Source organism: Streptomyces sp. NPDC050625 (assembly GCF_040654755.1).
GTDB lineage: Bacteria > Actinomycetota > Actinomycetes > Streptomycetales > Streptomycetaceae > Streptomyces.
In genome coordinates this window covers 36,036-62,779 of the sequence record NZ_JBFAIQ010000038.1, presented here as the reverse complement: position 1 = coordinate 62,779, position 26,744 = coordinate 36,036, and the positions used below count along the sequence as shown (strand labels likewise).

Annotated in this window: 23 protein-coding genes and 2 pseudogenes; 8 read left to right on the top strand and 17 right to left on the bottom strand. The window is 66.7% G+C overall.

The features are described 5' to 3' along the window. Together AB0I54_RS42145 and AB0I54_RS42140 are read left to right on the top strand one after the other, a co-directional pair. Positions 1-205: pseudogene (locus AB0I54_RS42145) on the top strand (IS5/IS1182 family transposase); the annotation flags it as partial. A 143-nt stretch (positions 206-348) separates the two neighbouring features. Further along, positions 349-738 carry a hypothetical protein gene (locus AB0I54_RS42140; protein ID WP_363301659.1) on the top strand — a complete coding sequence of 130 codons (390 nt, stop codon included), beginning with the start codon at positions 349-351 and terminating at the stop codon, positions 736-738. 30 nt (positions 739-768) lie between these two features. Here the strand turns inward: AB0I54_RS42140 and AB0I54_RS42135 are convergent, their stop codons facing one another. The 6 genes from AB0I54_RS42135 to AB0I54_RS42110 all read right to left on the bottom strand — a co-directional run bounded on the left by AB0I54_RS42135 (position 769) and on the right by AB0I54_RS42110 (position 6,749). Further along, positions 769-1,533, bottom strand: a complete 765-nt coding sequence (locus AB0I54_RS42135; protein ID WP_363301658.1) for an ABC transporter permease — start codon at positions 1,531-1,533, stop codon at positions 769-771. Continuing rightward, positions 1,515-3,170, bottom strand: coding sequence for an ATP-binding cassette domain-containing protein (locus AB0I54_RS42130; RefSeq protein WP_363301657.1), 1,656 nt, complete (start codon positions 3,168-3,170; stop codon positions 1,515-1,517). Before AB0I54_RS42130 ends, AB0I54_RS42135 begins: the two co-directional genes overlap by 19 nt. A gap of 64 nt (positions 3,171-3,234) precedes the next feature. Then, positions 3,235-4,122, bottom strand: coding sequence for a cytochrome P450 (locus AB0I54_RS42125; protein ID WP_363301656.1), 888 nt, complete (start codon positions 4,120-4,122; stop codon positions 3,235-3,237). A gap of 357 nt (positions 4,123-4,479) precedes the next feature. Then, positions 4,480-5,439, bottom strand: a complete 960-nt coding sequence (locus AB0I54_RS42120; RefSeq protein WP_363301655.1) for a DUF2332 domain-containing protein — start codon at positions 5,437-5,439, stop codon at positions 4,480-4,482. Beyond that, positions 5,436-6,443, bottom strand: coding sequence for a polyprenyl synthase (locus tag AB0I54_RS42115; protein WP_363301654.1), 1,008 nt, complete (start codon positions 6,441-6,443; stop codon positions 5,436-5,438). Before AB0I54_RS42115 ends, AB0I54_RS42120 begins: the two co-directional genes overlap by 4 nt. A gap of 162 nt (positions 6,444-6,605) precedes the next feature. Next, a complete protein-coding gene (locus tag AB0I54_RS42110) occupies positions 6,606-6,749 on the bottom strand; it encodes a hypothetical protein (protein ID WP_363301653.1) in 144 nt (47 codons plus the stop codon). A gap of 1,413 nt (positions 6,750-8,162) precedes the next feature. Here AB0I54_RS42110 and AB0I54_RS42105 point away from each other — a divergent pair. After that, a complete protein-coding gene (locus AB0I54_RS42105; RefSeq protein WP_363301652.1) occupies positions 8,163-9,596 on the top strand; it encodes an amino acid permease in 1,434 nt (477 codons plus the stop codon). Between the two features lie 651 nt (positions 9,597-10,247). After that, positions 10,248-10,383: pseudogene (locus AB0I54_RS42100) on the top strand (transposase); the annotation flags it as partial. A 418-nt stretch (positions 10,384-10,801) separates the two neighbouring features. On the opposite strand, the gene AB0I54_RS42095 reads toward AB0I54_RS42100, so the two are convergent. The 3 genes from AB0I54_RS42095 to AB0I54_RS42085 all read right to left on the bottom strand — a co-directional run bounded on the left by AB0I54_RS42095 (position 10,802) and on the right by AB0I54_RS42085 (position 14,581). After that, entirely contained in the window at positions 10,802-11,956 is a 1,155-nt protein-coding gene (locus AB0I54_RS42095) for a DUF418 domain-containing protein (RefSeq protein WP_363301651.1), read from the bottom strand. A 269-nt stretch (positions 11,957-12,225) separates the two neighbouring features. Next, positions 12,226-12,561 (bottom strand): DUF4913 domain-containing protein, encoded by a 336-nt coding sequence (locus AB0I54_RS42090; protein ID WP_363301664.1) that lies wholly within the window; start codon positions 12,559-12,561, stop codon positions 12,226-12,228. Positions 12,562-12,805: 244 nt separating this feature from the next. Beyond that, entirely contained in the window at positions 12,806-14,581 is a 1,776-nt protein-coding gene (locus AB0I54_RS42085) for a TraM recognition domain-containing protein (protein ID WP_363301650.1), read from the bottom strand. A 371-nt stretch (positions 14,582-14,952) separates the two neighbouring features. Here AB0I54_RS42085 and AB0I54_RS42080 point away from each other — a divergent pair, with 371 nt between their 5' ends. Beyond that, positions 14,953-15,273 carry a hypothetical protein gene (locus AB0I54_RS42080; RefSeq protein ID WP_363301649.1) on the top strand — a complete coding sequence of 107 codons (321 nt, stop codon included), beginning with the start codon at positions 14,953-14,955 and terminating at the stop codon, positions 15,271-15,273. Positions 15,274-15,304: 31 nt separating this feature from the next. Here AB0I54_RS42080 and AB0I54_RS42075 read toward each other — a convergent pair whose 3' ends face one another. From AB0I54_RS42075 to AB0I54_RS42045, 7 genes are all read right to left on the bottom strand, one after another. Next, a complete protein-coding gene (locus AB0I54_RS42075; protein ID WP_363301647.1) occupies positions 15,305-16,726 on the bottom strand; it encodes an ATP/GTP-binding protein in 1,422 nt (473 codons plus the stop codon). Between the two features lie 131 nt (positions 16,727-16,857). Further along, on the bottom strand, positions 16,858-18,348 hold the full coding sequence (locus tag AB0I54_RS42070; RefSeq protein ID WP_363301646.1) for an SCO6880 family protein: 1,491 nt from the start codon (positions 18,346-18,348) through the stop codon (positions 16,858-16,860). 180 nt (positions 18,349-18,528) lie between these two features. Then, positions 18,529-19,746 carry a hypothetical protein gene (locus tag AB0I54_RS42065; RefSeq protein WP_363301645.1) on the bottom strand — a complete coding sequence of 406 codons (1,218 nt, stop codon included), beginning with the start codon at positions 19,744-19,746 and terminating at the stop codon, positions 18,529-18,531. A 1-nt stretch (position 19,747) separates the two neighbouring features. Continuing rightward, positions 19,748-20,248, bottom strand: coding sequence for a hypothetical protein (locus AB0I54_RS42060; protein ID WP_363301644.1), 501 nt, complete (start codon positions 20,246-20,248; stop codon positions 19,748-19,750). Positions 20,249-20,496: 248 nt separating this feature from the next. Then, positions 20,497-20,772 carry a hypothetical protein gene (locus tag AB0I54_RS42055; protein ID WP_363301643.1) on the bottom strand — a complete coding sequence of 92 codons (276 nt, stop codon included), beginning with the start codon at positions 20,770-20,772 and terminating at the stop codon, positions 20,497-20,499. Positions 20,773-20,815: 43 nt separating this feature from the next. Continuing rightward, positions 20,816-21,091, bottom strand: coding sequence for a hypothetical protein (locus AB0I54_RS42050; protein ID WP_363301642.1), 276 nt, complete (start codon positions 21,089-21,091; stop codon positions 20,816-20,818). Further along, the gene (locus AB0I54_RS42045) at positions 21,088-21,552 is read right to left on the bottom strand and encodes a DUF6668 family protein (protein ID WP_363301641.1); all 465 of its coding nucleotides are present in this window, start codon (positions 21,550-21,552) and stop codon (positions 21,088-21,090) included. The genes AB0I54_RS42050 and AB0I54_RS42045 overlap by 4 nt, the downstream gene beginning before the upstream one ends. A gap of 517 nt (positions 21,553-22,069) precedes the next feature. Here AB0I54_RS42045 and AB0I54_RS42040 point away from each other — a divergent pair. Then, positions 22,070-22,822: a lytic transglycosylase domain-containing protein gene (locus AB0I54_RS42040; protein ID WP_363301640.1), complete on the top strand. Its 753-nt coding sequence runs from the start codon at positions 22,070-22,072 to the stop codon at positions 22,820-22,822. Between the two features lie 54 nt (positions 22,823-22,876). Here AB0I54_RS42040 and AB0I54_RS42035 read toward each other — a convergent pair whose 3' ends face one another. Continuing rightward, positions 22,877-23,794, bottom strand: a complete 918-nt coding sequence (locus AB0I54_RS42035; protein WP_363301639.1) for a C40 family peptidase — start codon at positions 23,792-23,794, stop codon at positions 22,877-22,879. 454 nt (positions 23,795-24,248) lie between these two features. Between AB0I54_RS42035 and AB0I54_RS42030 the strand changes: the two genes are divergently transcribed. Together AB0I54_RS42030 and AB0I54_RS42025 are read left to right on the top strand one after the other, a co-directional pair. Then, the gene (locus AB0I54_RS42030) at positions 24,249-25,214 is read left to right on the top strand and encodes a hypothetical protein (protein ID WP_363301638.1); all 966 of its coding nucleotides are present in this window, start codon (positions 24,249-24,251) and stop codon (positions 25,212-25,214) included. Between the two features lie 258 nt (positions 25,215-25,472). Continuing rightward, positions 25,473-25,718, top strand: coding sequence for a transposase (locus tag AB0I54_RS42025; protein ID WP_363301637.1), 246 nt, complete (start codon positions 25,473-25,475; stop codon positions 25,716-25,718). The last annotated feature ends 1,026 nt before the right edge of the window (positions 25,719-26,744 follow it).

Below are 26,744 nucleotides of genomic sequence, written 5' to 3'. Positions count from 1 at the left end.
CGTGCCGTACCGAGGCCGGTGGGAGAACTTGTCCGAGGGCCGGCAGGCCGTGAACCGCTCGCAGGCCAAGATCCGAGCCCTGGTCGAACCCGCCGGCGCCGCACTCAAGACCTGGCGGCTCCTGCGCAAGCTCCGCTGCTCGACCACCCGCATCACCAGCCTCGTCCAAGCCGTCCTCACCCTCCACCTCACCGGCTCAAACTGAGGTTGGAAAAGGCTCACTGTGTACGGCGGACGGAATCGAGTTGGTCCGTGCCCTGGCCCAGTGAATCCTGCAGGAACTCATCGATGCCGAGGCCGCCGCCCATATCGGTAGCACCGGACGCGCACAGCGAAACCCTCACGACGATGCGCTGGACACGACCACACCGACGCCGGCACCACCGGCCCGGCGCCGCGGTGGATGGCAAGGCACTGTCCGGCTCCGCACACCGAACCCAGTGCTACCGGCACCTGCTGTCCGCCGTCACCCACGCCCCCACCATCACCCCTGCCCAGCGGGAGGTGGGGGCCAAGACCAACGAGACCGGCGCCTTCCGCCCGCTGCTTCAACCACTCGACCTGGCCGGCACCGTGGTCACCTTCGATGCCCTGCACAGCGTCAAGGACCAGGTGAGCCGGCTGGTGCAGGAGAAGAAAGCCCACTACATCGCCGTGATCAGACGCACCCGAACACGCCCTCTGGATCTGGGGCATCACCGACAGCCCGCTCCTACCGGGAACTTGAAGCCACCCTGATCAATGCCCGAGCGAGCCGCGCAAGTGGCGTCAATTGTTCTCCCTCGAAAACGCCCATATCCCCCACCACAGAGAGATCGTGGTCATGACGGCGAGCGCGATCAGGCCGGAGGGCAGTGCGACCGCGGTGAAGTCGCCACGGAAGCTTGCCCGGCTAGCATCCATGACATACGCCACCGGGTTTATCCGGGACAGGTTCCACAGCCATCCGGGCGCCAACTCCGCGGTGATCGGCAGCAGGGTTCCGGACAGGAGGAACACCGGCAGCACGAGGGCGTTGAGCAGCGCCTGTACACCTTCCTCGTTCTTGACACGCAGCGCGATCGCGTAGGAGCAGGAGGCGAGCGACATGGACAGGAGGCCGACGATGAGCAGGCACAGGCTCATGCCCGCGAGGGATGGGTTGAGCCCGAACGCCAGGTGGCACACGAGGACGATCAGGCACGACTGGACAAGCACGGTGGTGGCCACGGTGAGCACTTTGCCCAGGAGGAGTGCCACGGGGCTGGCCGGTGTCACGCGGAACCGTTCAAGCACGCCTGCCCTGTATTCCACGAGCAGGTTCACGCCGACGAAAGTGCTACCGATGATGACCATCTGGACCATCAGGGCCGGTGCGAAGATGGTCCAAATGCCCCCGGGTGGGAACCCGGGGGTGTGGTCGACAAACTTCTGGACCAGCGGACCGAAGAAGAACATGTACAACACCGGCTGGATGAGGCCCATGATCACCCATACCGGTTGGCGGATGCGGTGGCTCAGCTCGCGGCAGAAGATCAGCCAGATGTCTCGCATTGACGAGGTCCTCCTGCAGAAACTCTCGGGGTTCCGGTGCGTTGGCCCTCGCGTAGACTGCGGCCGGTGAGTGCGAGGAATACGTCGTCCAGGCTCGGCCGGTTGACCTGGATGGACGTGGCCGCTATTTGTGCGGTGTCCAGTGCCCGCAACAGGACCGGTAGGGCGATGTCGCCGCGGGGTACCCGTAGGCGGACAAGTCCGTCTGCGGCGGATACGTCGCGGGCCCCCTCCAGACGACCCGCGATCTCGGCTGCGGCTGCGATGTGCGTTGAGCGAAGTTCCAGCACGTCACCGGATACTCTGGCTTTGAGAGTGTCTGGTGTTCCTTCGGCGATGATTCGCCCGTTGTCCATGATGAGGATCCGGTCGCAAAGGGCATCGGCTTCGTCCAGATAGTGGGTGGTCAGGAAGGCGGTCACGCCTTGCTCGGCTCGTAGTCGGCGGATGCGTTCCCACAGGTGCGCCCGGCTCTGCGGATCCAGCCCTGTGGTCGGTTCATCCAGGAAGACGAGTTCAGGCATCTGCACCAGGCCCAGCGCGATGTCGAGTCGTCGACGCTGGCCGCCGGACAGGGTTCGGGTCTGTCTTCGCTCCAGCCCCAGGAGGTCGAGTTGCCCAACGAGTTCAGCACCGCGTTCGATGGCGTTGGACTTGGACAGGCCATGCAGTCGGCCCTGTATCCGCAGCTCTTCCTCGACCGTACTCTCCGGTGAGCAGCCACTCCCCTGGGCCACGTAGCCGATCCGTCGGCGTACCCCCCGCGGGTTGTTCAGAAGATCGCATCCGGCGACGACGGCTTTGCCGGCGGTCGGCCGTAGCAGGGTTGTCAGCATGCGCAGAGTGGTTGTCTTGCCCGCACCGTTCGGTCCGAGAAAACCCACCAGCTCACCACGCCGGACGGTGATGTCGACGCCCCGGACAGCCTGCATCGTTGTGCCGTTGCGTCCTCGCTTCCGGAACTGCCGTGCAAGGCCTCGAGCTTTGATCAGCGGCTCGTTGCTGCCAGAGGCCGATGGCGTTGACTCTGGCAGGGGTTGGGGTGGTTTCAGGGAGGCCGCTGACATGGCGACTGCGGGTGTGGTGTCGTGGACGGCATGCGGGAAGGTGAGCATCGTGCGCATCTCGCGCCACGCACGGTCGAGCACCGCGGCGTTCCGCAGGCCCTTATTTGTCAGCAAGTAAGTGGGAGCAGCTGCGGATGTGCTGGCCGGGGCGAAGAAGACAACACCTGTCCTCAGGGGCTCCCGAAGGCTGCCTGCAGCAAGCCCCAAGGCCAGCTCAAGATCCTCTGCGGTGAACTGCCCTTGCGTCCGCTGGAATGCGGCGAGCAAGAGCCTGCCACACGGGTGGTCGGGACTCTTCACGAACCCCTGCGGAGTGGCGACGAGGTCTTCCAGCACACGAGCCCATGCCAGTCCCTTCGGGGTCGCTGAGTAGACCTGATACGACTGCGCGATGGTGTGGCCGGGGCGGATGAACTGGTCGTTCTCCAACTGGCTGAAGGCGGCGGGCGATCCTGCCATGGTCGGCCTGCCGGCCGTGACGTGGAGCTGATCCGCGGTGAAGGGTCCACGCTGGCGCAGAAGGGCCCTGATGAGCCGTCCCACTGTGGATTCCGGGTTCAGAACTGTCATTTCTTACGTGCCTCTCAACCTGGACCCACACCCTGGGCCAGCGGGCGGGTGAGACGGAACGCGCTCACCATGTGACGGGAAGCTCTCGCAGGCCGTAGAAGACCGACGAAGGACGGAAGGCGACCTCGTCGGACGCCACGGCGAGTCCCAGGCCGGGGAAACGGCGAAGGAGCGCTGGGTAAGCGAGCCGCATTTCCAAGCGGGCCAGCGGTGCTCCGATGCAGTAATGAATTCCATGACCGAAGGCAAGATGCCCGGTGGTCCGCGTGGCGTCGAAGCGTTCCGCCTCTGGTGTCAGAGCGTCGTCGTGGTTGGCGGACGGCAGGGAGCACAGCAGCCGTTCGCCGCGCCTTATGTGCTGCCCCGCAAGGGTCACGTCCTCCCGCGCGACCCGGGGTACGCCGCTTTGGACAACGGAGAGATAGCGCAGCAGTTCCTCGACCATTTCGTCGATGTGCTCGCCGTCGCGTGCGGCTTCGGCGTGCTCGGGGTTCTCGAGCAGGAACAGACTCCCCAGAGCCAGCATGTTGGCGGTCGTCTCGTGTCCGCCGAGCAACAGCAGATCTCCTATGCCGACAAGTTCACCGTCGTCCACTTCTTCACCGTGCTCACGTACGAGCGTGCCGAGCAGCGCCTCGTCAGGGTCGGCGCGTTTGCGGGCGACGAGGCCGGCCATGTACTTCAGGGAGGCCGCTTCCGCGGCCATGCGTGTGCGCATGTCACGGGTACCGTCGAAACGTATGACGCTGCGCTGCTGGAATTCTGCGCGGTCCGCGTAAGGCACCCCGAGCAGTTCGCAGATCACCATGGACGGGATGGGCAGCGCGAAGCACTGTACGAGATCGGCAGGGGGTCCGGCCCGTTCCATTTCGTCCAGAGCGGCCGAGACGATGCTCTCGATGCGTGGACGCAGCCTCTGGACCCGCCGAGCGGTGAAGCCTGCGGCGATCATGCGACGCAGCCTTCGGTGCTCAGGTGGGTCGTAGACGGTGAGATTTCCGTGCCTTGCCTGGGGGTTGGCCGGGGCCCTTTCGGCACAGCAGCTGGCGGGATCCGGCACCGCTCGGCCGTCGTTGCCGAAGCGCACGGGGTCCTGCAGTACGTGGCGCACGTGTTCGTACCGGGTGACCAGCCATGCCGTGGCTCCGGACGGCAAAGTGACGTGGGTGACGGGCTCATGGGCGCGCAGCCGTGCGAGTTCATCGGTAAGAGCGAAGCGGTTCCTGCGCAGATGCAGCGGGATATTCGGCGCACTCATGAGCCACTAGCGCCTTCCTGGGACGGTGACGGTTGCCGAAGTCGTGATGTGTCATGAGTAGACGTGCACTTGAAGCCGCGGCGCTCCCGACCAGCTGTCGGGCTCAAATGCCACTCTGGCCAGCTGTATACGGCGTGATGTCATGGCGAGGATCCTGTTGATTGCCGCCTGCTTGTCCGGCGGAAGGTACGACCAGAACAGGCTGTGCCACACCACCGTGAGAAGGCCCGGTTCGTCGTTTGCGGCCGAGAGTTTCGCAACGAGCCAGTCGATGGCGTCTGCCTTGTCGATGCGCAGCCCGGTCCGGGACGCGAGCGCGATGGCGTCATCGAGATCCATCTGCTCGACGTCACGCTCATGCGGTAGGAACGAGCGCAGTATCGTCGCGTCCTGCGGATCCGCCGCATTGCGGGGTACCAGGTCGCACCCGGCGCGGTCCACGATCCCGAAATCTCCTGGCGCCGGTCCGGTCGTCGTCAATCTGACCGGTGAGTTCGCATCTCCCCACTCCCAACCGGGACCGAACCAGCGGTAACGGTCGAGCAGAAGGTTGAGGCCGGCGCACGCACCGAGTTCGAGCAGCCTGATCCGGGGCGCCCTCAGCATGCCGAGCCCTCGCAGGAGAGCCCCGGCGCGTTGCGGCTGGTGCTGCTGAACCGGTCGGTCCATGGCCGCCAGGATCTCGGCCGGGTGAGTCAACAGGGCCTGCCGAAACAACGTCCATGTGCGTTCGATGTACACGGAGTTGCCGAGGTTGGGTGTGAGGTGCTGCAGATGCGCTGCCAGATGCGGGGCGCGCCCTGTGAGCACAAGCCAGCGCACGCCCGCCAGGGCCCTCAGGCCGAACAAGGGCTCGCACGCGTCCGGATGGTTGCTGATCAGTTGGCCGATGGGGCCGCGTGCCACGATGTCGTCGGTGAGCCGGGTGAGCATGCTCGCCGACATCGACATATCTGGCCCCATGGCCGCCGCCATGCGGCGCAGCTCCTGAACACGACTGTCCGGAATCACGCCGTGTCCTCCGTTGCGCCCAGTCGCGATGCCTTGGCCGACGCCTCGAGCATCCATCGGATCAGGTCTCTGTCCTCAGAGGGGGGAGCCAGCTTTTCAAGCAGCAGGCACATGTGCCGGTGCACCGAGCGAATGCGCTGGTTGTACGTGACCGATACGTCCGGTGTGTTGAGCCATTCACCGAAGGCCACTCGCGCCGCCGGATCGTGCCGTGCCCGCACCCGAAGCGACGTCAACGTATCCCATTCGGCGGTTCCGGCCGCCGACTCAGCGGCATGGGCGAGCAGCAGGGTGGGCGTACCGTTGATCAGATCCTCGTCGGTCTCGGCCGACTCCGCGGCCCGGTCGTTGGCCAGTTGGCGCACTACGCCGAAGAGTCTGCCAAAGGCCCGCCACCCGCGCAGCAGCTCCTCGCCTGCACCGGCCAGTTGGGCGGCCATCACCGCATCCCTGGCATACGGTGCCCCGGACTTGCCGGCGTACGTCCTCATCACCGTGGCCCATGAGGGGAAACCGGATTCGGCGGAGACATCGGCCAGCTGACCTTCGGCGGCATGCAGCGAGCTGTCAACGCACTCCCGCCCCCAGCTCGATCTGAGATGAGGGGGAAGTGCGTACTGGTCGAGCACCGTCAGAGGGACAAGGGCGAGGCACGCCGCACTGGCGATGCTCGCCTGGGCTGTTGACAGCCCGGTCGAAGCGGCGTTGTACTGGCCATCCGCCAGATCGTCGAAGACCTCCGCTCCCGTCCACCAGATCCGGGAAGCGACGGCCAGTGGAAGTGCACGGTCGGGGTCGCCGCCAAGTGCGCCCAGCACGGGAAATGGCAGCAGCCGGGAGACGCTGGCCTTGCTGCGGTCGCTGTGAAGAAGCCGCGCCACAGCGTCTGCGAGCACGGGATGATCGTCGCCGAGCAGGCAAACGGACGTTCGTACCGCTGCCGTGATCTCCTCTTCCCGGGACAGCAGGTCCTCGTAGGCCCGGGTGACGTCGATGACTACCATGACTCACAAAACCTCCGGATATGAGACCTGGAGCCGTGAGCACCGGAGCATTGCGGCGGCGGGAAAATGATCCGCCCTTGCTCCTTGCACCCACGGCCCCCGCTTCGCGAGCGTGCCAGTCTGGGAATTAGGGACACGCTCGACAGTCCTGGTCAGATCCGCTCAGCAATACATACCGCTGCCATAGCCGCCCCCCTCTTCATTGGACACCGTGTAGTCGACCTGACCGGCAAGCTCGGGAATGTCGACGTCCAGGTGGCCAGCAAGGATCTGCTCCGCAATCGCCGTAGCCGTGGTGCAGTTCATGTCAGCCCCACTTTCAGAGGGAGCCCTCGACAGTCTCCTGCCGGAGGCGTCGTTTGATGACGCCGACGGTAGAGCGAGGCGCATTCGAGCGTCAAATCAAAAATGAGATTGAATTCACACTGAACTATCTGCTCTACGTATACGTTGTGTCCGTAGCTGCGGTTTCCTCAATCGATCGACAGTCCGCTCGCGGCTCCCCCCGACGCCCTCTCCCACCCCCGTGTCGATCCGGGGCCATGCCGACCCTCAAAGGACTCGAAATTGCGCAGGTCGAGTGAGAAACCATCCGCTTGCCGAACATGACCCTTTGGTTCGGCTTGGGCGGTAGGCGTGAACTCCGGGCCTCGCCAGGAGACGGACGGTGCCCTCCTTGTCAGTCCCAGCGAAGCAGCGTGGTGAGCGAGTTGAGCCTTTCAGCGTTGGCGCTCCAGGGTGAGGACGACTGCGATTGATGACATTCGATTCGGCTGCACCGGGCTCTGCGGAAGATCCGCCACGACTTCAGTCTGCGCCGCCGCGCTCGACTGGAGCCCGTGCCCCGGACGGTGTTGACGGTCGTCCTCACCCCCCGAGAGGCACGCCCGGGAAACACGGTGCGGCCTGCGTGCCGCCGACGGAGCAAGTATCGAGCGCCCAGGCAATCCGCCTGATAGGGCAGAGGGAGGAGCACAAGCAGCCGCCCACCTGTCGCGATGACAGTTCCCCCGGCCACCGGAGGCTCGCGTGCTCAGGACGCCAAGAGCAACACGAGAGCCAGGTCTCGCCAGCCCTCGAAGAGGGCCAACCTGGCCGACGAGGATCGCCGGGGGTCGCCCAGCGGAGTCTCGCGTATGCCGAAGATAGAAGCGCCCTCTCCCCCGCACCATGGACAGATGCCACGCTCGCAGTGGCCTGGGTTCATACATATGCTCAACCACCGCCAGGCACTGGGCAGTCCGGCGGATCGACCAACCACGCTGAGGACGTGGGTCTAGCCAGGCACCAAGGCGGTCTTGCCTGTTTTGCACAACGGCGAAGGTGGCGTTCACCGAAACGCGGGGTGTACGAATCCGAATCCATCCCCTACTCTCTCGTCCCTGGTGGGACGTCCAGGCCATCGAGCTGGCTGTTGAGCTGGACGATCTCAATCGCTGGAACCGTGCGGAATTCCGTTGCACGTCTGCCCCACAGGGCCCCACGGTGCGCCTCGCCCGCACCGCGCCGTGCAGCGTTCCCTGTATCCAGGACGCCAACACCGTGCCCGTCCTTACCGGCCGGAATCGCGGCAGAACCACGATCAGCGCGCCCGCAGACCTCGTGTGAGCGCGCGGCTGCCCTCTGCCCCAACAACGCGTGGCGCCTTCGCGCGCCCTGTTCCCCGTGGATCAACCTGCTCCGAACATGCCCCAAACTCCTTCGATCGCTGAGGAATTCATGAGCACGCAACCGACCACCACCACCCCACAGCAGTCGCCGAGCGGCCTCGCGCAAACCTCCTCCCCGGACGGGCTCAAGGCCGGACTCAAGAATCGCCACCTGTCCATGATCGCCATCGGTGGTGTCATCGGTGCCGGACTGTTCGTGGGCTCCGGCTCCGGTATCGCCGCCGCCGGCCCGGGCATCCTGCTGTCGTACGCCCTCGTGGGCGCGATGGTCGTCCTTGTGATGCGGATGCTGGGCGAGATGGCCGCGGCCAATCCGACCTCCGGCTCCTTCTCCTCGTACGCGGACCGGGCCCTCGGCCGCTGGGCCGGCTTCTCCATCGGCTGGCTGTACTGGTTCTTCTGGGTCGTGGTGCTCGCGGTCGAGGCCACCGCGGGTGCCAAGATCCTGGAGGGATGGGTTCCCGCCGTGCCACAGTGGGCCTGGGCACTGATCGTGATGGTCGTGCTGACCGCGACGAACCTGGCCTCGGTCGGCTCCTACGGCGAGTTCGAGTTCTGGTTCGCCGGCATCAAGGTCGTCGCCATCGCCGCGTTCATCCTGGTCGGCGGGCTCGCGGTATTCGGCGTTCTGCCCGGCTCGGACAGCCACACGGCCGGGCTGGCCAACCTCACCTCACACGGCGGCTTCCTGCCCAATGGCCCCGGCGCCGTACTCACCGGTGTGCTGATGGTCGTCTTCTCCTTCATGGGCAGCGAGATCGTCACCCTGGCCGCCGGTGAGTCCGAGGACCCGCAGCGCGCGGTCACCAAGGCCACCAACAGCGTGATCTGGCGGATCGCCATCTTCTATCTGGGCTCGATCTTCGTCGTAGTCAGCCTGCTGCCGTGGAACGACAAGTCGATCATCAAGAACGGCTCCTACGTCGCCGCGCTCGACTCGATCGGCATCCCGCACGCCGGCCAGATCATGAACGTCATCGTGCTCACGGCTGTGCTGTCGTGCCTGAACTCCGGCCTGTACACCGCCTCCCGGATGGCCTTCTCGCTCGGCGAGCGCGGTGACGCGCCGAAGGCCTTCGCCCGCACGAACAGCCGCGGCGTACCGCAGGCCGCGATCCTGGGATCGGTGATCTTCGGCTTTGTCGCTGTGTTCTTCAACTACAAGTGGCCAGACACCGTCTTCTCGTTCCTGCTGAACTCCTCCGGCGCGGTGGCCCTGTTCGTATGGCTGGTGATCTGCTTCACCCAGCTGCGGATGCGCCGGATCATCCTGAAGGAGCCCCCGGGCAGGCTCGTCGTACGGATGTGGCTGTTCCCGTATCTGACCTGGGCGACCATCGCGATGATCTCGTGCGTGCTGGTCTACATGCTCACCGACCCCGAAGGCCGCGAACAGGTGTTGCTGTCGCTGCTGGCCGCCGCCCTCGTGCTCGCCATCTCCGTGGTCCGCGACCGGCTCGACATCGGCCGCGCCACCAAGTAGGCCGGCGTCCCGCGCAGGCGCGGCGGAGTCGGACGCGCCACGACCCTGCGCCGGGGCAGGTCGGCAGGAGCTGGTACCTCCTCCGGATACTGCCGGAGCTTCCCGGCCCGGCGCACCTCGCCGGGCCGGAAGGGAACGGCTCTTCGGCCACGCTGCCACCAGCTTCCGCGCGGCGGGCAGCAGTTCCGTTCGCAGCTCGCTCCGATGAGCCGAAGCCCCGGAGCTGACGAAAACCATCGGTCAGTGCCTGGTGGGGCTCATGCGCTACGCATCCTTCCGGCTCCTTCCTAGACGAACCACTCGACATGCCGCCGTAAGTCGGTGAGCACGAACCCGGGAAGAATCACCAGTCGTCTGCCCGTGAGGAAGCTCGGATCGCCGGTGACCGGTAGTCAGCTCGGTCGGCGCCTATGTGATCCGTATCGTGCCTTCGTCCAGCTCGCCGTCCTCGCCTCGCAGCTCGGCCAGCTCTTCCGGCCGGAGTGTCGCGAACGCGCGAGCAGGACCATCAGCTGCCAGAAAGGCTTCGTCTCCGCGATGACGGCAAGCAGCACGTGGGTGTCGCCCATGCCGGCGTGGTTGGGGGCCTGTCCCCGAGAGGTGGACACCTCCTCCCCGGCCCCGCCAGGGGCCGGGGAGGAGGGATCCCTCATGGTGATGAAGTTCTACTCGCCCGAGTTCACGGCGGACGCTGCCGCGTTGTACCTGTCGGACCCCACCCACCACCTTCAAGGGCATCGGCAAGGACCTGGGGATCAGCCGGGAGACGCTGCGCAACTGGGTGCGGCCGAGCGGGCCCGCCGCGATCAGAGCGGCACGAGCCTGATCACGAAGGACGGTCCCGGTGAGCGAGGGAGAAGAGCTGGAGGCCGAGATAGCGGCCCTGCGCGCGGAATTGAAGACCTCGCCCCGGCGTGGTCCGGCACGGGCCGGGCCACGCCGGGGCGGTTCGGGCAATACGAAGTTTGCGGCGGTACTGCCGCATCTGAACAAGCGGCTCCATATTTGGGCCAGCAGGACCCCATGAGGCGTCATCCGCAGTTGAACGGCCGTCTCCTGTGAAGTCACGGACGCCTGACCGGCCACGCGCCTTGCGACATCGCCTGGCTGGCCGACGATTCCAGCCAAGGACAATCGAAGCGTCACTCAGTCGAGGACCAGATCACCGACCGATCCATGGCCAGTCACTGTCAATTGACGAACACTCAGCAACGCACGGTGGACGTCCCGGTGATGCGCCGCAGGAGCAACTCTGCGGGACCGTACCGGGCGTGTGCCATGGCATGTCTGGCGGCCAGGAGCTGTGTTACGTAGAGGCCAAGGCACCCCAGTGCCAGGACGCCGGGGCCGACGCGTCCGTACAGTGCGAACCCGTAACCGGTGAAGACGAACGCGAGGACCAGGGACTGAAGCAGATAGTTTGTCAGCGCCATACGTCCCGCCGGAGCCAGCGCTTCCCGCAGCCGCCTGCCGAACCGTGAACGCCCCATCAGCAGAAGGAGGCCACAGACGTATGCAGCGGTCAGCACAGGAGCTGTCAGGATGCCAAAGGCCCTCCCGACGTAAGCGAAGCGGGCGTCCAGCGGACCGTTCTCACACATCGCCATGAACATGCTTCCCGGAAGCCCGATCAGCGCACCGAGTCCCAGTATGGGCTTCGCCCACAGGGTGTATCGGGCCGGTTCCTCGAGAACTCGGTGTTTTCCGGCTGCGAAGCCGACCAGGAAGGCGGCGAAGAGATGACCCGAGTAGAGAATGGCTCCGCCGACCATCTGTCGATAAGCACCGACGTTGGCACGGATGATGTCAAGCAGTCCACCCCGATACGCTGCGGCATCGCTTGCGGCAACATCAGTAGCAGCACCCGAGCCCGGCCCCGTCAGGACCAGCGTCAGCACGCCGATCACCAGAAAGACTGCCGTCAGAAAGGCGATGATTAGACCGGCGATACGCAGCGCAGTTCGCGCCCGCAGACGTCGTACAGCCATCAACACCAGCCCGAGCACAGCGTAGGTCGTCAGGATGTCGCCGGGATACAGCAGCACCGCGTGCGCTGCGCCTATGAGGAACAGTCCAAGGAGTCGACGCCCGTGACGCCGGGCGAAGGGCACTCCATCCCTGTCGGCAGCACGCATCTGCAGGGTGAAGCTGTATCCGAAGAGAAAGGAGTAGAGCAGATAGAACTTCATCGTGCACAGGGCCGTGACGAGCCATGCGGCAAAGTGGTCACCGACAGCGACGGGACCTGTGGGCAAGACGTCCACGCCCGCGATGACCTGGGCGTTGACCAAGCAGATACCGAGCAGAGCGAAGCCGCGCAGGGCGTCGATTTCCGCAATGCGAGCAGCCGTACCCTCCATACCGGCCTCCGGGGCTGGCTTTCCGCGCAGCGTGCCTGGCAAGTGAAGCGGAGGCATCTTCGTCGCCCTCCATGTTCGAGATGTGAGCAAAGTGAGCCGGTCCACCTGCGATTCGGCGGAGACCGAGCCGAGGCCGACACATTGACGCGCGTGGACACCCGAGGTTGGGCCGGGCAGCTGACGTGCCGAGAGATGTGGCGCTGAATCCCGGTCCTTCAGGGTCCGGGGTTGTCAAGCCCCCTCGGGGACCCAGCGGGTCGCCATCGCTGTCACTCCATCCCGGACTCGACGGGCGGCGGTTCCTTTGGCCGGTGACCGCCCGGCTTGCACCCGGCGAACGGGCCGGAAGGGTCGCGCAGGGAGGACATCACCGGCTGGAGGTAGTCGCGGTGCCACGATGCCGGCCCCGTCAGCGGTGCCCTGGACCCGGTCAGCTCCTGCCAGGCCATCCAGAGGCCGTAGAGCTGGGCGACGGCCTCCATGTGTTCCCACCAGCGTGGGCACCAGGGAGCGTTGGAGGTGGTCTCCCGGCCGTAGACCGGCAGCAACAGATGATGGACCCAGCGCATCAGACTGAACAGCGCAGTCGTGTACTCCTCCTCCATCTTGTAGAGGATGAAGGGGGATTCGGTGTCCTCGGGGGGCTGCTCGTCGCCGCCGGGCTCCGCGGTCGCCGGGGAGTCGGCACCGGGCTCGTGCTCGGGGCTTGCATCGTCCGCTCCCGCGGGCCCGGGTTGACCCGTCCTCGTGGCTTCTGCTTCGAGCGATGCGGTTCCCGTGCCACCGGGCTGCACATCCGTTTGCCAGTCCTCACCGGTGACCGGCGGCGTGTTCGGTGCGGCATGCAGCTCATCGTTGTTCGACAGCATGTGTGGTCCATTTCTGTGTGGCCCGGAGGGTGATGGCCTCGGCCTCCTTGGCCGCCGCCGCCGAGATGGCCGCCGCGCCGGCCTCCTTGTACCAAGGGCGCAGGCGGATCAAGGCCGGCCTGATGCCGGTGGCCAGCAGCAGAGCGGTGCCCTTGGGAAGGGCGCGGATGCGGTCGGGCGGAAGGATCGGATCCAGGCGATAGGAGACGGAGCGGGAGGTGCCTTCCTTGCTTTTGGAGAGGCTCACCGTGCTGACGTCCCTCTGGCCGACGAGTTTGGAGATTTTCTCCACGAAGTCGGCGTCGTCGAGCCCGGCACCGAGCAACTTGATGGTCGCGGCACTCCAGAGCGCGTCCATGCCGGCTTCTCCCCACACGCGGCTGCCCTGCCGGTAACTCTGCAGCAGAGTGACGACGTTGACGCCGCGGGATCCCAAGTGGCTGTAGAGGTCGGGCAAATCGGAGATGCGGCAGACGTTGGCCGCCTCGTCCAGGACCGCCGTCATGGGCGGATCGAGGCGCCCGCCCATACGCTCGGCCGCGACCACGCCTGCACGCATGGTCGCATCTGCAAGACCGGCGATGACACCGGCTGCCGAGCCACCGCCGTCTTTGGACAGCAAGTACAGCGTGTCGTTGCCGAGAACATGCTCGTGCGGCCGGAACTCCGGCAGGTCCGGGTTGGGCATCACCCAGGCGACGATGTCGGGGTCGAGCAGGCATGAGACACACTGGCGTGCGGTCTCGTAGATGCCATCGCGGGTCTGCTCGGCGCCGCGGATGGTGCCCTGCAGTTGCTCGGCGAGGGCTGTCATGCTTGCGTCGCGCAGTAGGTCGATCGGGGTCCGGTCGGCCGGATCGGCCAGCCACGCAAGAAGGTCGAACACCGATGCCTTGCCGCGTGCGGCAGCGAGGAAGAGGGCCGTCAGCGTGTTCTGAGCGGCCGAAATCCAGAAGTCCTTCTTCGACGCGTCGTCGTTGACCGATGCCACGAAGTGGCCGGCCAGACGGCGCGCGCCCTCGACGGTCACGCATTCGGCGAGCATGTCCCACCACATCTCACGCGGTGCATGGGCGATGCCTTGCGGATCGAACGTCCATACCTTGCCGACGTTGGCGCGCTCCGCTCTGGTGACCGCGAAGACATCGGACTTGTTGGACGTCAGGAGCACCGAACCGCGAGCCCTGAGGACTCGGGGGATCGCGATGCCCGTGGACTTGCCCGCGCGGGGAGCCATCAGATGGAGTTCGACGTCTTCGAAGGAAGAACGCAGTTCGGGGCCGTCGGGTTCCAGGTTGCCGAGGAGATTGCCGGTGTCGTCCGGATGCAGTTCTTTCTTGCCCTTGAGCGAGGGGCGCAGGTCGCGGGCACGTCCGGCGATGCCCTCGGGTGTCAGGGCCGCCAACTCGCGCGCGTTCGCTAGTCCCTTGGGCCGTGAACTCGATTTCCAAACTTTGCGCAGTACAAGGACCATCGGTGCGAGGCCCATGGCGAACACGGCGACAATGCCTGCATACACTCCTGCAGGCGCGGCGTCCGGCCACAAGCGGGCGGGGCCACGGGCAGTGAGCTCGACGAAGGTCGAGAGGGCGAAGGGCGGTGGGTCCCAGCCTGCTCCGGTCAGGGCGGCACCGAGGGTCCCGCCGAGCCAGACGCCGCCGAACACGACGAGGGACACCGCCGCCACGGCGACGATTGCCCACGGCGCCAGTTCGGAGCTGTGCATCCTCCCCTTGGCTGCGGAGGTGGCTTTCATCTGGTCTCCTCCGAGGTAACCCCGCCCTCCTGGGCAGGGAGGTGCGGGACCGCTGTGGAGTGGGTCAAAGGCGGCAGGCTCGCCGCCGGTGCGGACCGATGTTCACTGCCGATGGCCCGCAGGTGGTGACGAAGTGGTGTAGTAGGAGGTGCGCCACGAGGGCGGCGTGCGCCAAGTGAGCGTTCAATTACTGCTGCATCCCCAGTGATGCGCAGGTGGCCGAGTCGGGGCACTGCGCCCGCTGCTTGGGTGACGGCAGGCTGACACTGGCGCAGATGACCGGTCCGCTGGACATCGTCCGGGCCCGTCCGCTCCTGCCGGGCGCGCACTCGTCCACGGTATCCATGCAGGACGCGGCAGGCCGCTGATGCGTGTCCCTGCTGGTCAAGGGACCGGCCTCGGGGACGCTGCCCGCCACCGACACGGCCGACGGCAGGTTCGCTCGCTCCGGCCCGGATGCGGCGTGGCGCGAGTTCCGCAGCGTGCTGCGCCTGCGGGACACGATGCGGCTGCACGTCCGGACCAGGACGTGCGAGGGCGGCATCACCCATGACCGCGACGTGAGCACGGCACGGAGCCTCTTGGCCGACGGACTGGCGGCATCGGCCTGTGGAGCCAGTACAAGATCTCAACGGAACACTCCGGGCGGGCAGTCGGTGATGAAGCAGGAAGTGCCGCGGCGCGAGCTGTAGGAATTCACGGCCCTTCACGGCCGGGAGGATGTCAAACTTGTGCTTCCCAGCTCGTGTCCACCGCTTGGATGTGCGGCTGGCTGGCCGTCCAGCGGCTGTTGGTGTCGTGCAGTTCGCGTTCGGTGTCGGTGATCGCGACCTTGATGGGGATGCCGGGCCGACCACCTACCTTGATCAGGAACCGGCCGCGACCGGGTGGCTCCTCGTGGCCTCCGCTCATCGCCCAGCCGGGGGGTGACGACCAGGAGGAGACCAGTTCGACCTCGCGTCTGGAGAGTCCGACGACCCGGCCGAGTTCCTCCATCTCGGCGCGGGGCAGCCCAGCGCAGACGACCATGCCCGCACGCTCGACGAATCCCCGTGCCTTGGCCCGGTCGGACTCGCTGCCCAGGGCTTCCGCGTCCTTCAGGGTGTGGGTGATCTTGGCGTCACCCAGGCCGAGGGAACGGTTGAGCCGGGTGAGGGCGTCGATGCGGTCGACGATGCCGGAGGCGGCGCGCAGTGGCCGCCACAGCTCGTCGAGCACGGTGAAGAACCAGCGGCGCGGGGCGAGTCCGGCGTCGGCCAGGGCGTGGGAGGCGGCCACCGTGCCCAGGCCGTCGGACCACGCCGCCAGCATGGCTCCCGCCGTCAGTTGGGTGTCCCCCTCACCGATGCGGGAGATGTCGATGCACACCGCGGCCGCGTTGGGGTTGATGCGGGTGGAGGTCTCGGAGGCGAAGGTGTTGCCGAGCGGGCCGTCGAGAATGCCGAGCAGGGAGCGGTGCAGCGGGTCGACCGCGTCGTGGTAACGGGATTGGTCGCCCCTGTCCAGTGTCACGGCGCGGACCCGGTCCGGCCCTTCACGCAGCACCGCCAGCAGATCGGGCAGCAGCGGTGCCTTGCCCGCCGGTGTCCTCTCCCGCAGGTGGTGCAGGGCGGCGGAGAGCACCGATTGCTCGTGGTCGTCCATCGGGCGGGAACGTACGACCGTGATGAGCGCGGCGACCATGTTGAGGACGCGGCCGTGGGTCTCGGCCTCCAGCGCCTTTCCGGCCTCGCCTCCGAGCCTGGCCGCGGCGGCACCCATCGCGCCCGGGTCGAGGATGTTGATGCCGCCAACCCCACGCCCGATGGAGATCACCTGCCCTCCCAGTGCCCTTACGGTGTCGGCGTAGTCGGGCTTGAGGTCGCCCAGCACCAGCGGTACGACGCCGGTTGCGGACAGCCCGATGAGCATCCGGTTGACGAGGGTGGACTTGCCCAGGCCCGGCATGCCGAGCATGAACAGCGACGGGTTGGAGATGTAGCGGGCGCGGGTGAACCAGGAGATCGGATCCCCGCACACGGTGGCGCCGGTCTGCAGGTGCTGGCCGAGCGGCACCCCCGTCATGGGAGCGGCGGAGCCCGCCGCGAACGGCCACAGTCCGCACGCCTGGACGGTGGTGGCCCGCCACATGGTCGGCGCGTCCATATTGCCGATCTGCCCTCCGCCCGGTCCGGGCCAGCCGCGTGTGCCGGCGAGCGTGGGCCGAGGGGCGGAAGCACCTCGACTGCCCTTGGTCCGGGACCGGCTCGTGGAAGCCGGGGGGGCTGCCTTGCCGTTCACAGTGCCTCCTGCAGCTCGTGCGGAACGAGAGTGTGCTGCCACGGCAGGACGCCGACGGGAAGCGTGCAGGAGAAGGCCGCGGCCTGCATCCGGTCGGCCGGGCGCAGGCTGATACGGGCGGCTGCCTGGAGGTTGCGTACGGTCACATTTGCGTCCGCGAGCTGGTCGGCCGAGTCGACGGTCACCGTGAGCATCAGCGAGAACTCCACCAGACCGGCACCTGCGGCCTCCTCCGCCGCCGTCTGCTCGGCCGCCTGCATCTCCGAGGCCGCCCGCGCCTGGACCATGCCGCGGCCCGAGGTGGCCATGAACTGCGCTGCGCGACGGTCGGCTTCGACGATCCGCGCCGAGGTCGCCGGGTCGATCGGGCGATACAGCAGGGCGACCCGCTTGCGCCGGGTGCCCGGGGCGGCCTCCAGGAGTCCGTGCAGCACGTTGGAGCGGACGGTGCCGCGCGGGGCCAGGGTCAGCAGCCACGTGCGCGAGACACCGGAGTCGTGATGGTAGGCGTTTGCCGTCTCCACGCACGCGGCCGGACCGGCGTCGTCCCACTCGAGGCCGGTGCCGCCGTACTGGGCACGGGCCTCGAGGACCTCCGCCGAGACGGCAGGATCGTAGGCGACCCGTACGACCTCGGCGATGCGCTCCGCCGACAGCGGTGCGGCCGAGCCACCGCCGGCCCCGACCAGTCCCGCGAGCAGGCCCGGGATCCGGATGGCCAGGTCTGTGACGACCTCGGCCTGGTCCCGCTTTTGCCCCTGGGGTATCCCGTAGGTGAGGGTGATGTAGGTGTGCATCTCGGAGGAGGCCGACGGATAGCGCTGGACCACCTCTTCCATGACAGCCCGCGCCGCAGGCGGTGCGTCCGCCTTGATGCGTGGCAGCACCTCGCTGGCCAGCCGGGTGCCCGGATCGGGGGCCGTCTCTACGACGACGGAGGCACCGCGCAGCTCCGGCTCGTGCGACAGCCTGGCCAGCCATTCACCCCAGGAGGCCACCCACACGTCCACCTGGTCGGGGTCGACGAGAGAGCCGCCATCCGGCTCGCAGCCGAGCACGATGGTGTAGAGGTTGCGGCCGCTGTAGTGCAGTACGCCGAAGGGCCGGTCGTACGCGTCACGCCCTTCGCTCATCGTGACCCGGCTGAGCAGCCCTGGGGGGAGGAACCGCCCGCCGGGGCGCTGGGACAGCGGGCCCGACACGTAGGTATGGGACCCCTTCGCCTTGCGGCGGAACCAGCCGATGCGCAGGGCGAGCAGCTGGTAGAGGTTACGCCCGTCCTGCGTACGCATCGTGAGGGGTGCGAGGCCGAGGGCGAGCGGGACCAGCACGACCAGCGCGGCCAGCAGGGAGACCAGCGAGACCAGCAAGGTCAGCACGAGCCCGCCGAACACGCCGAAGGTGCCGATCAGACCGAACGGGCCGAGCCCGGGACGTCTGGGGCGGCGCCAGTTCCCGTAGGTGGGGCGCGCCACTTCCGTGGACATGGAGATTCCTTCCCGAAGAGCTGTGCGTGTGCAGGTGCTGGAATCGCGAGTGCCGGGCGGGCGGGAGCAGCCACACCCGTCGGTCACCGGTTCCCTTCGTCGCGCGAAGCGACCTGGTGTGGCGTCGCCTGCAGGGGCGGTGAAGGTCGACCGGCGCAGGGCAGCATCTTCCGCCTGCCGTCAGCGTTGGCCACCGTTGGCACCGCCGGCCGCTTTGGCGGCATTCTGCCCGACTGCCTTGGCAGCGTTCGCGGCCGCCCCGATGGCCATGCCCGCGGGACCGGCCGCTGCCGCCGAACGGGCACCCATGGCGCCGCCGGCGCCGCCGCCACCCTGCCCGGTCGAAGCCCCGCCGGCTGCCGACTGGCCGGCCCGCCCGGCTCCGCCAGCGCTTCCGGCTCCCCCAGCGCTGCCGGCTCCCCCAGCGTTGCCGGACGCACCGGCCGCACCGGAGGCTCCCGAAGGGCCGGACCGACCGCCTGCGCCCGGAGCGGACGTCATCCCGCCTCCTCCGATCGACTTCGCACCGGAAGCAATCGCGCTCTTCGCTGCGCCCGTGGCGACTTCCGTACTTCTTTGCCCGATGTCCCCGTCCAGCTCCCCGGTGGGCACGACAAGCTTCAGCAGCGCCGGCAAAGCCAGCGCGGACAGGAGCAGGACGCCGATACCGGCGATCTTCTGGTGGACGCCGCTCTGCGGACCACTGTTGATCATGGTCTCACCAGCGAACATGACTAGTGCTGCACCAGGTTTGTACAGCAGCCAGGCGAACATCCAGCCGATGTGCTTGCGCCACCAGGTGCTGCCCCAGTCCGTCATGGATGCGGCGGCGGCGACCGGCAGGGTCCCTAGCAGGATGATCATCACGCCCAGACGGACGTACAGCAGGATCGTCTGCAGGATCGCGGCGATGAGCAGCAGGAACGCCAGGATCAACAGCAGGAGTCCATCGATCCCGTTGCCGTCGGTGCACCCGATGCTGGTGAGCTGCTTTTCCGCGCCTGCCTGGAAGAGATGGTCCGCGTAGCGGTCCGACAGACTGGCGAGCGCCGTCATCACGGCCGTCGCGCCACCCGCCACCAGGACTACTCGCAGCAGGCCTGTGAGTGCCTTTTTGCCGGGTTCGCCTCGGCGTTCCAAAGCCATTCGGGCGGCGGCGAAGAGGAGGGACCCCACGGCTGTGTAGACGACAACCCACTGAGTCTGGGTACTGATGTCCTGTGCTGCACCCCCCGTTTCCAGGGTGGGGATTTTCGTGGTCAGATCGCCGAAGACATCGATGGCGGCGGCGAGCATGTTATTGGCGAATGCCCTGATGATGGTGCCGATCGGATCGCCCAGGAAGCTGAAGAATCCAACGACGATATCCGTGACCGGATTTCCGGTGGGGCAGGCCATGTCAGTCCTCCCACCGTACGAATCCGTCGGCGCGGCTCACGGGGGACACCGTCGAGTGCAGCCCGCCACCGGTTTCCGGCTCGATCTTCCAGTCGCCGCCGCTCCACCGCACCGCGACCGACGTCGTGTTGAGGCCGCCCTGGCCGGTCTTGACGAGCAGGATCACGGTCGCCTTGTCACGGCTGTAGTCCGCGAGAGAGAACCCCGCATAGCTGCCTGTCTCACGCGCCTTCACGCTGATCTGCGGGATCGACGCACGCTGCGATGTAAACATGTCCCTACCAAAGCCGGCCACAACCTGTTCCTCGACGATCACGCGCCAGCTGGTCCCGCTCATCTGCGCGGGTATGACATGAGCGGCCATGACCGCCCCCATGGGGGTATGGGCGAAGCACCACAGCACCGGTCCCTCGGAGAGGGTCGGGCCCGCCGACGGCGAGATCGGCACCTGGGCGCCGCCGATCGTTCGCCACTGCACATCGCGCGGTGGCGTCGTGGGCACGGATGTGTCGGTGTCGTCCGTGCGGCACATTCCGGGCCGTCCGTGCGTGCTCGCCGACAGCAGCCCGGGGGCAGCGGGTGGCGTGTCCTTTCCATCACGGTCGCCGCCCGTAACGAGCGAAATCAGGGACAGGAGAAGGGCGGCCGCGAGAAACCCGGCCGCCAGGAGCCGGCTTCGCTGTTTCCGGAACGGCGTGTTTACCTCGCCGTTGTCGTCGTATGGTGTCCGCATTCCAATGCCCGCCCGACTCAGGCGAAGACGAACTGGACCAAAGGTCCGGCGGTCGAGACAAGGACGCAACCGCCGAGCACCATGCCCAGGCGGCCCATGTGTTCCGAGCTCTCGCCCCGCTTCAGCGAGATGGTCATCATCGCGCCCGTCACCAGTACTCCGGCGACGCCCGCCGCGGTACCCGCCCATGCGGCGATGCCGAGCACGAGATTGACCTTCTGGGTAAGTTCGGCAGGGGCGTTGCGAGCCGGGTTGGGGACGGCGGCAAGATACGACGCAGCCTCGGTGAGCATGACAAACTCCTGGGTGATCTAAAGGGTATTTGGGCGGCTGCGGTCAAATCGTGAGCGGGCCAAGGAATTGGATGATCGGTCCCGCGGTCGCGGCCAGGACGCATGCGCTGAGCACGATGATCAATCTACGCATGTGGGACGCCCCCTCGCCCGGTTCTCCGCGGTGCAACTGCAGGCCCATCAACGTGCCGGTGACGATGACGCCGCCCACACCTGCCGCGGACGCACACCAGGCGAGAGTCCCCAGCAGGAAGTCGGCATCGGCGCCCGGGTTGAAGGTGCCTGCGAGCACACACGCCATCGATCCGTTGGTCATCATGAGCTTCTCTCCGGGACAGGCATCCATGTTTGGATGAAAGCGGCGATATCGGTGATCTCTTTTGGGGGCTTCTCCACCGGCCGGCCCATGCGCCAGGACGGGATCCAGGGAACCCGGAACGATCGGACCGCCGAGCCGACCACACGGACGCGTTGTGCCAGTCCCAGGGGGAGGCGACCGGGCGCGTCCGCGACAAGAACGAGAGCCATCAGTTCGATGCCCGCCGGATGCCGGCCAGTGCGTACGGCCTCCAACGCGCGAGACGCGCCCTGCAGACCCGCGGCATGAGTCCTGGCCACGAGCAGGAACCTGCCGGGTTCGCCCCGGGTGACGTCTGGCCAGCGAGTCCCAATGTCCACACCACCCAGTGCCCTCGAGAATGTCGTCGCCCCGGCCCCGCCGTGCGCGCAGACCCAGCCGATGCCCCCGCCCGTGGTCCCCCTATCAGCGTGCGTGGCCATACGTGGAGAAGAGGCTTGCACTGGCCCGGATTCGGGACGCCCTGCGACGGGCCCGCGCACCCAGGTCTGCGCTGCGGAATCTGCGGCAGGAACGCCCATCGGTAACGCCTCTCTCCTAGACCGGTGGGATCTCCGCTCCCTCAGCCGCGCCGAAGCACACGTGAACCCCGGATGGTTTGTCCAACAGCGGCGACGGAACCTCCGCCGCCCGCCGGTGGGCTGCATCGTTTTCAGAGCGAGGAGAGAGATGGAGTGCCGCTTCGTCCGCCTCCCCGGCCCAACTCGCCCTTCAGCAGCTACAACGGACACACGTGGGCAGCGGGTTCACAACTTCTGTAAACCGATGGCGTTGAACCCGAACCCACCCACGCCCGTTTGGGCGTGCGAGAGCTCCGCGCTGCAGCGGCAGGCAGCACCGTCCCGTTCACGGCAGGCGGCCGTCCCGTTCACCGGTCTTTGGCAAAGAAGGTTCATCATGAGCGACAGGGCACGCCCCAAACGCCAAGCAGGCTCTGCCATGGCTCAGAGCGCCGCTGTCAGAGCTGCTGTGGCTGCAGGCGGCCTGGGCTGCCTCACATCCCCCATCGTCGTGCTGGTCGCGATCGTCGTGATCATCATCGTGGGGGGGTTCGGCGTCCTGCTGGCTCCGCTGATCGCGTTCATCATGCTCTTCAAGGGGGGCGAAGCCCCGCATGTGGACCCGAACAACGTGGCCAACGTGTTCCAGAGCGACGGCAAAGGGACACTCGACCCGACCACAGTGCCCGCGGACCTTGTGGATCCGATTCAGGAAGCTGGCACGTTGTGTCCGGAAATCGGCCCCGTCGTGATCGCCGCACAGATCGACCGGGAGTCCGGGTTCGACGCCAACCTGGTGGGCCCCGACGGCGAACAGGGCATCTCCCAGCTATCGCCAGAGATCTTCGCACGCTTCGGAAAGGACGAAAACGACGACGGCAAGGCTTCCGCACTCGACCCGGCCGACGCCATCCTCGCGCAGGGCAGATATCTGTGCTCACTGGCCCAGCAAGTAAGGCCGTTCGCCACCTCCGGGCAGCCCCCGCAGGACCAGCTGAGCATCACTCTCGCAGCATACGACGTGGGCATCGACGCCGTGCGGGCGGCGCATGGCGTCCCGACGACCGACCGGTCACAATCCTATGTCCTGGGCATCCGGGCCCAGTTCGCCACGTACGAAGGAATCGTGCCCAAGCCGTCCCCCTCGCCCTCCGCCTCGCCCTCCGCCTCGACCAACACCAGCGGGCAGTGACAGGTCACAGAGGGCTCAAGCAACGCGCTTTCGGCGAAGCGGAAGGCTTGTGGTCTACGCGTCCGGGCGAACAACGCCCAGGATCTGCATGGACGCGATAGGCGCAAGTGTGACCGTGCGCCCCGGCCGCGGTGCCTGAACTATCGAGCCTTTCCCTACATACATGGCGACATGGCTGGCATCCTCGAAATAGATCACCAGATCACCGGGCCGAATATCCTCGATCCTGACATGGGGCAATCGGCGCCACTGCTCTTGCGAGGTGCGCGGGATGGGGTGGCCTGCCGCGGCCCACGCTTGCGAGGTCAGGCCCGAGCAGTCGAAGGAATCAGGCCCCTGTGCGCCCCAGACGTAAGGCTTGCCGATCTGCCGTAGCGCATAGGCGACTGCTGCCCCCCCAGCCGAACTCGGTTTCACATTCAGGTTCTTGACGACCCGGGATCTGAGCCAGGCGTTCTGGGCTTTTGCGGCCGACCTCTGCTCAAGTTGGGCCAGGCGCCTCTTTTCGCCCGCTTTGAGGCGGGCCTCGATGCTTCTCGCCTTGGAGATGCGCTCTTCGATGTCCCCCCGCGCCGCGTCTCGCTGCATGCGGCTTTCCTCCAGGCTCTTCAACTCGTTGGCAGCATCCGCAGCACGCATATGCAGGCTGTTCTTCGCTGTGTCCAGGGCCTGAATGAGCTTCTCGACACCGAGCTGAAAATGGACGGTCTGGGCGGCATTATCCAGGGCGTACCCGGGGTCCCCGGAAAGCATCAGCTGGACTTCGACAGGTATTCCGCCACCCCGATACCGAGCACGGGCCGCCGCGCCTGCTTGTGCCGTGAGGCGCTGCAAGCGAAGTTGAACGCGATGACCCTCCTCGGTCAGTGCAGCTACCCGCTTTGATTGCTTCTTCACCTGCTCGTCGGCTGTGTTGTACGCCTCGGTAGCGACTTCGGCGTCGTGGTACAAGTGCCGGAGTTCCTCATGCACGGAAGCCAGCGTCGGCTGTGGATGCGGGCTCCCCGGAGCTGCCTGAGCTTCCGCGACACTCATTGTTATGGTCCATGAAAGGGTCAACGCGGTAAGAGCCCGGTATCTCAAGAAAGTCATATGCCACCGCTCTGTCCAGGGATAGGTTGTAGGGGGCGGCGGTCAGCTCATGCCGCGCCCGTCTCGCGCAGAAAAGGTTCGAACACGCGTCGATCCATACGACGCGCCGCTCGGGAGGTCCGTTCACTGCCGATCGCGGCGGGGCGTCCCAAGACGTGGTGAACGAAAGCGGTGTGCCGTCCGTTGTGAGTTGCAGTACCCGCATCGCCATGACGTCCTGGCACTCCAGCGCAGGCCGGAACGGCCGGCAGGTACCTCTTCCCGGCAGTGTCGCTCGCGCCGCTACAGAGCGAGGTGCTACGGCGCAAGGACGTATCGAGCAGAGGAGTCGGAAGTGAAAGCTTTCGGATCACTAGTGAAGGCTCGTTCGAGCAAGGCCCGAACAGATCCAGCTGCTCAGCCTTCTGAGGCCCCGGCTTACGTCGACGTCCTGATCCCACGTGAGGGCGAGGCCGTGATCAATGGAAAGCACCTCAGGGTCACCGATGAACAATCTGTCCATAGTGCAGTGCTGGACACTCTCCACCAGAGTGCCCTGTCCCTGAAACAGTCAGTCGTGGCTGATATAACTGACCACCCAATAGAAGCGGCGTTCCGCATCGAAGTTGCACCGGATGGTTCGAGCCGTGTTCTCGAGCGCTCCACTCCGTGGCCGGTCTCAGACGCGTCTTCGGACCTCGATAGCGGCGTCGGCGACGTCAAGGACACGGTGGGGGAAGAATCTGCTGCCTCTGCTGCACGGGGGGAGATCACCCGAAAAGATGCAGGTACCGGCACGACTCGCACGATCTCGCCTGTACGGCTCCTGCCCGGCCGCGTTGTGCCGCCCGTTCCCATTCCCGATCACCTGGCGAGCTCGATCCGTCACATCAACGAACTGTTGGAGGCGGGGTATCTCAATCAGGCGCGTGTCAGCGCCACCGCGCTCCGTGAGGAGCTCACGCGAGACGCCGGTGCCGAGCACCCTGACGCGCTGGAAGCGCGTTCCCTCGAGGCCTTCATCACTTACCTGCAGGGTGATCATCGGAATGCGGTCGTCTTGACGCTGGCCGTTGCTCGTATCCGTTGTCAGCAGCAGGATCCTTCGGCCATTGACGACGCGACCAGGGCTACGGCGATTTGGCAGAAACTCAGCGACGTGCACGCCGTAGCCACTCATGGATCCGAGCTACTGAGGATGTGGCACCGACTGGCTGCCCGGATGCAGCTGACAACCTGGCATGCTGTTCTGACGCAGTACATCGAACAGCGCCTGCACGAGAACGAAGAGAAACCCTCTTACGCTACTTGGCGCGACTAGCCGGTGATCACGGTGGTCGCTCCCGCCCACCTGCTGGACGTCAGCACGCGTCGGGTCGAGAAGCTTGCCGAGTCCGTGGTGACCCAGCTGTCGAAGCCCCAGGTGAGCGCGATGGCCAAGCACTGGACGAACAGGTCGCCGCGTTCCGTAACCGACTTATGGCCGTCGGCCCCTACGCGTTCGTCGGGGTGGACGCGCCCACACAGAACGTCCGCGAGGGCCGCCGAATCATCGACGTACACGCGCTGATCGCGGTCCATGCCAACATCGAACGAGAACCGCGAGAGTCTCGGCCTGGACGTGGCCATCGCCAAGGACAGCGCCGGCTGGCTGGCCCTCCTGCGCTCGCTGATCGCCCACGGCCTGTCAGGCGGCCAACTGGTGATCTCCAGCGCGCACACGGGCCTGGTCAACGCGAACGGCGCACCCGTGCCCGGCGCGAGCCGGCACCGATGCCGTCCTCAGCATGCGCTGCACCAAGTTTCCCGACGGGCCACGTACTGATTCGCAGTCGGCGTCCACGCGCTCGCCGGAAACATTCGCCATCGCCTGGTGAACGGCATCGGCGCCGGTGATGGTCATCCCCACCGAGTACCGCAGCCACCGGCGCCGCTGATGGAGCCAGGCCACGTCCTCATGCGTTCCGCCACCGGGATCGCACCGGATCAGGGTCTGCCGCCCGTGCCGGTGGGCTCCGCAGCTGGGCGATGGCCAGTCTCGTGGCGATGATGCGCGCCGAGGCGGTGTTGGAGCCCGCGTTGCTTGGCCGCAGGCCCACGACCGGTTCCCCAGCCCCGCCCCGTCCGTGGTCGACAAAGCCCATCAACGTGAGTTGTCCGCAGGTGTTCTTCCAGGGCGGTACCGCATCCTCCTCGCCGGGAAAGCGCAATCACCAGCACCCCTTTATGTCCACGGTCACCGGTTCACCCGCATCCGGCGCCGCCTCACCGGCCAACCTGCCGTACGCACTCTTCAATTTCGGCGCGGGCCGTCCGCGTCCCGGCCAAAGCCCGAACACGGCCGGCTCGGCCCGCGGGAGACCGACATCGGACAGGCAGTCCCCGCCGAGGGCAAACGCAAGTGCCACGTCCGGCACGATCTTGCCCAGACCGTGCACCGCAACGGCCTTTCCTCATGACGCCAGTGCCGTCGATATCGCGGCGGACGCGCAGCTCGCGGCCGGGTTCAGCGCCGGGATCACCACGTGTGCGGCACGTGGCCGAAGCCGTCGACGACGCCGTCCCGAGCTGTGGATTGAGCCAGGCCCAAGGCCACCTACCCATCAGCCGGAGCGTGGAGCTCTTCACGAGAGCGAGGGCCCTGCGCGGGATTGAGGCTCCGGGCCAACTGAAGCACGGCGGCGGCCCTCCCCCGGCGGCCTGGGGGTGGCACAGCGATACTGCTGCGCCGATGTCGGGATGTCACGGACGTGTCCGCGTTCCATAACCGATGTGTTCCGGGGTGAGACGCCTGAACCGCATAGTTGTATCTCCTGGTGACCGTCCCCGGGCAGTGCGAATCGCGCCGAAC

Bases quoted from the DNA above. Each gene is read 5' to 3' on its own strand.
- AB0I54_RS42140 (WP_363301659.1), top strand. From the start codon at position 349: ATGCGCTGGACACGACCACACCGACGCCGGCACCACCGGCCCGGCGCC.
- AB0I54_RS42135 (WP_363301658.1), bottom strand. From the start codon at position 1,533: ATGCGAGACATCTGGCTGATCTTCTGCCGCGAGCTGAGCCACCGCATC.
- AB0I54_RS42130 (WP_363301657.1), bottom strand. From the start codon at position 3,170: ATGACAGTTCTGAACCCGGAATCCACAGTGGGACGGCTCATCAGGGCC.
- AB0I54_RS42125 (WP_363301656.1), bottom strand. From the start codon at position 4,122: ATGATCGCCGCAGGCTTCACCGCTCGGCGGGTCCAGAGGCTGCGTCCA.
- AB0I54_RS42115 (WP_363301654.1), bottom strand. From the start codon at position 6,443: ATGGTAGTCATCGACGTCACCCGGGCCTACGAGGACCTGCTGTCCCGG.
- AB0I54_RS42110 (WP_363301653.1), bottom strand. From the start codon at position 6,749: ATGAACTGCACCACGGCTACGGCGATTGCGGAGCAGATCCTTGCTGGC.
- AB0I54_RS42105 (WP_363301652.1), top strand. From the start codon at position 8,163: ATGAGCACGCAACCGACCACCACCACCCCACAGCAGTCGCCGAGCGGC.
- AB0I54_RS42095 (WP_363301651.1), bottom strand. From the start codon at position 11,956: ATGGAGGGTACGGCTGCTCGCATTGCGGAAATCGACGCCCTGCGCGGC.
- AB0I54_RS42090 (WP_363301664.1), bottom strand. From the start codon at position 12,561: ATGGAGGAGGAGTACACGACTGCGCTGTTCAGTCTGATGCGCTGGGTC.
- AB0I54_RS42085 (WP_363301650.1), bottom strand. From the start codon at position 14,581: ATGAAAGCCACCTCCGCAGCCAAGGGGAGGATGCACAGCTCCGAACTG.
- AB0I54_RS42075 (WP_363301647.1), bottom strand. From the start codon at position 16,726: ATGGACGCGCCGACCATGTGGCGGGCCACCACCGTCCAGGCGTGCGGA.
- AB0I54_RS42070 (WP_363301646.1), bottom strand. From the start codon at position 18,348: ATGTCCACGGAAGTGGCGCGCCCCACCTACGGGAACTGGCGCCGCCCC.
- AB0I54_RS42065 (WP_363301645.1), bottom strand. From the start codon at position 19,746: ATGGCCTGCCCCACCGGAAATCCGGTCACGGATATCGTCGTTGGATTC.
- AB0I54_RS42055 (WP_363301643.1), bottom strand. From the start codon at position 20,772: ATGCTCACCGAGGCTGCGTCGTATCTTGCCGCCGTCCCCAACCCGGCT.
- AB0I54_RS42050 (WP_363301642.1), bottom strand. From the start codon at position 21,091: ATGATGACCAACGGATCGATGGCGTGTGTGCTCGCAGGCACCTTCAAC.
- AB0I54_RS42045 (WP_363301641.1), bottom strand. From the start codon at position 21,552: ATGGCCACGCACGCTGATAGGGGGACCACGGGCGGGGGCATCGGCTGG.
- AB0I54_RS42040 (WP_363301640.1), top strand. From the start codon at position 22,070: ATGGCTCAGAGCGCCGCTGTCAGAGCTGCTGTGGCTGCAGGCGGCCTG.
- AB0I54_RS42025 (WP_363301637.1), top strand. From the start codon at position 25,473: ATGCCAACATCGAACGAGAACCGCGAGAGTCTCGGCCTGGACGTGGCC.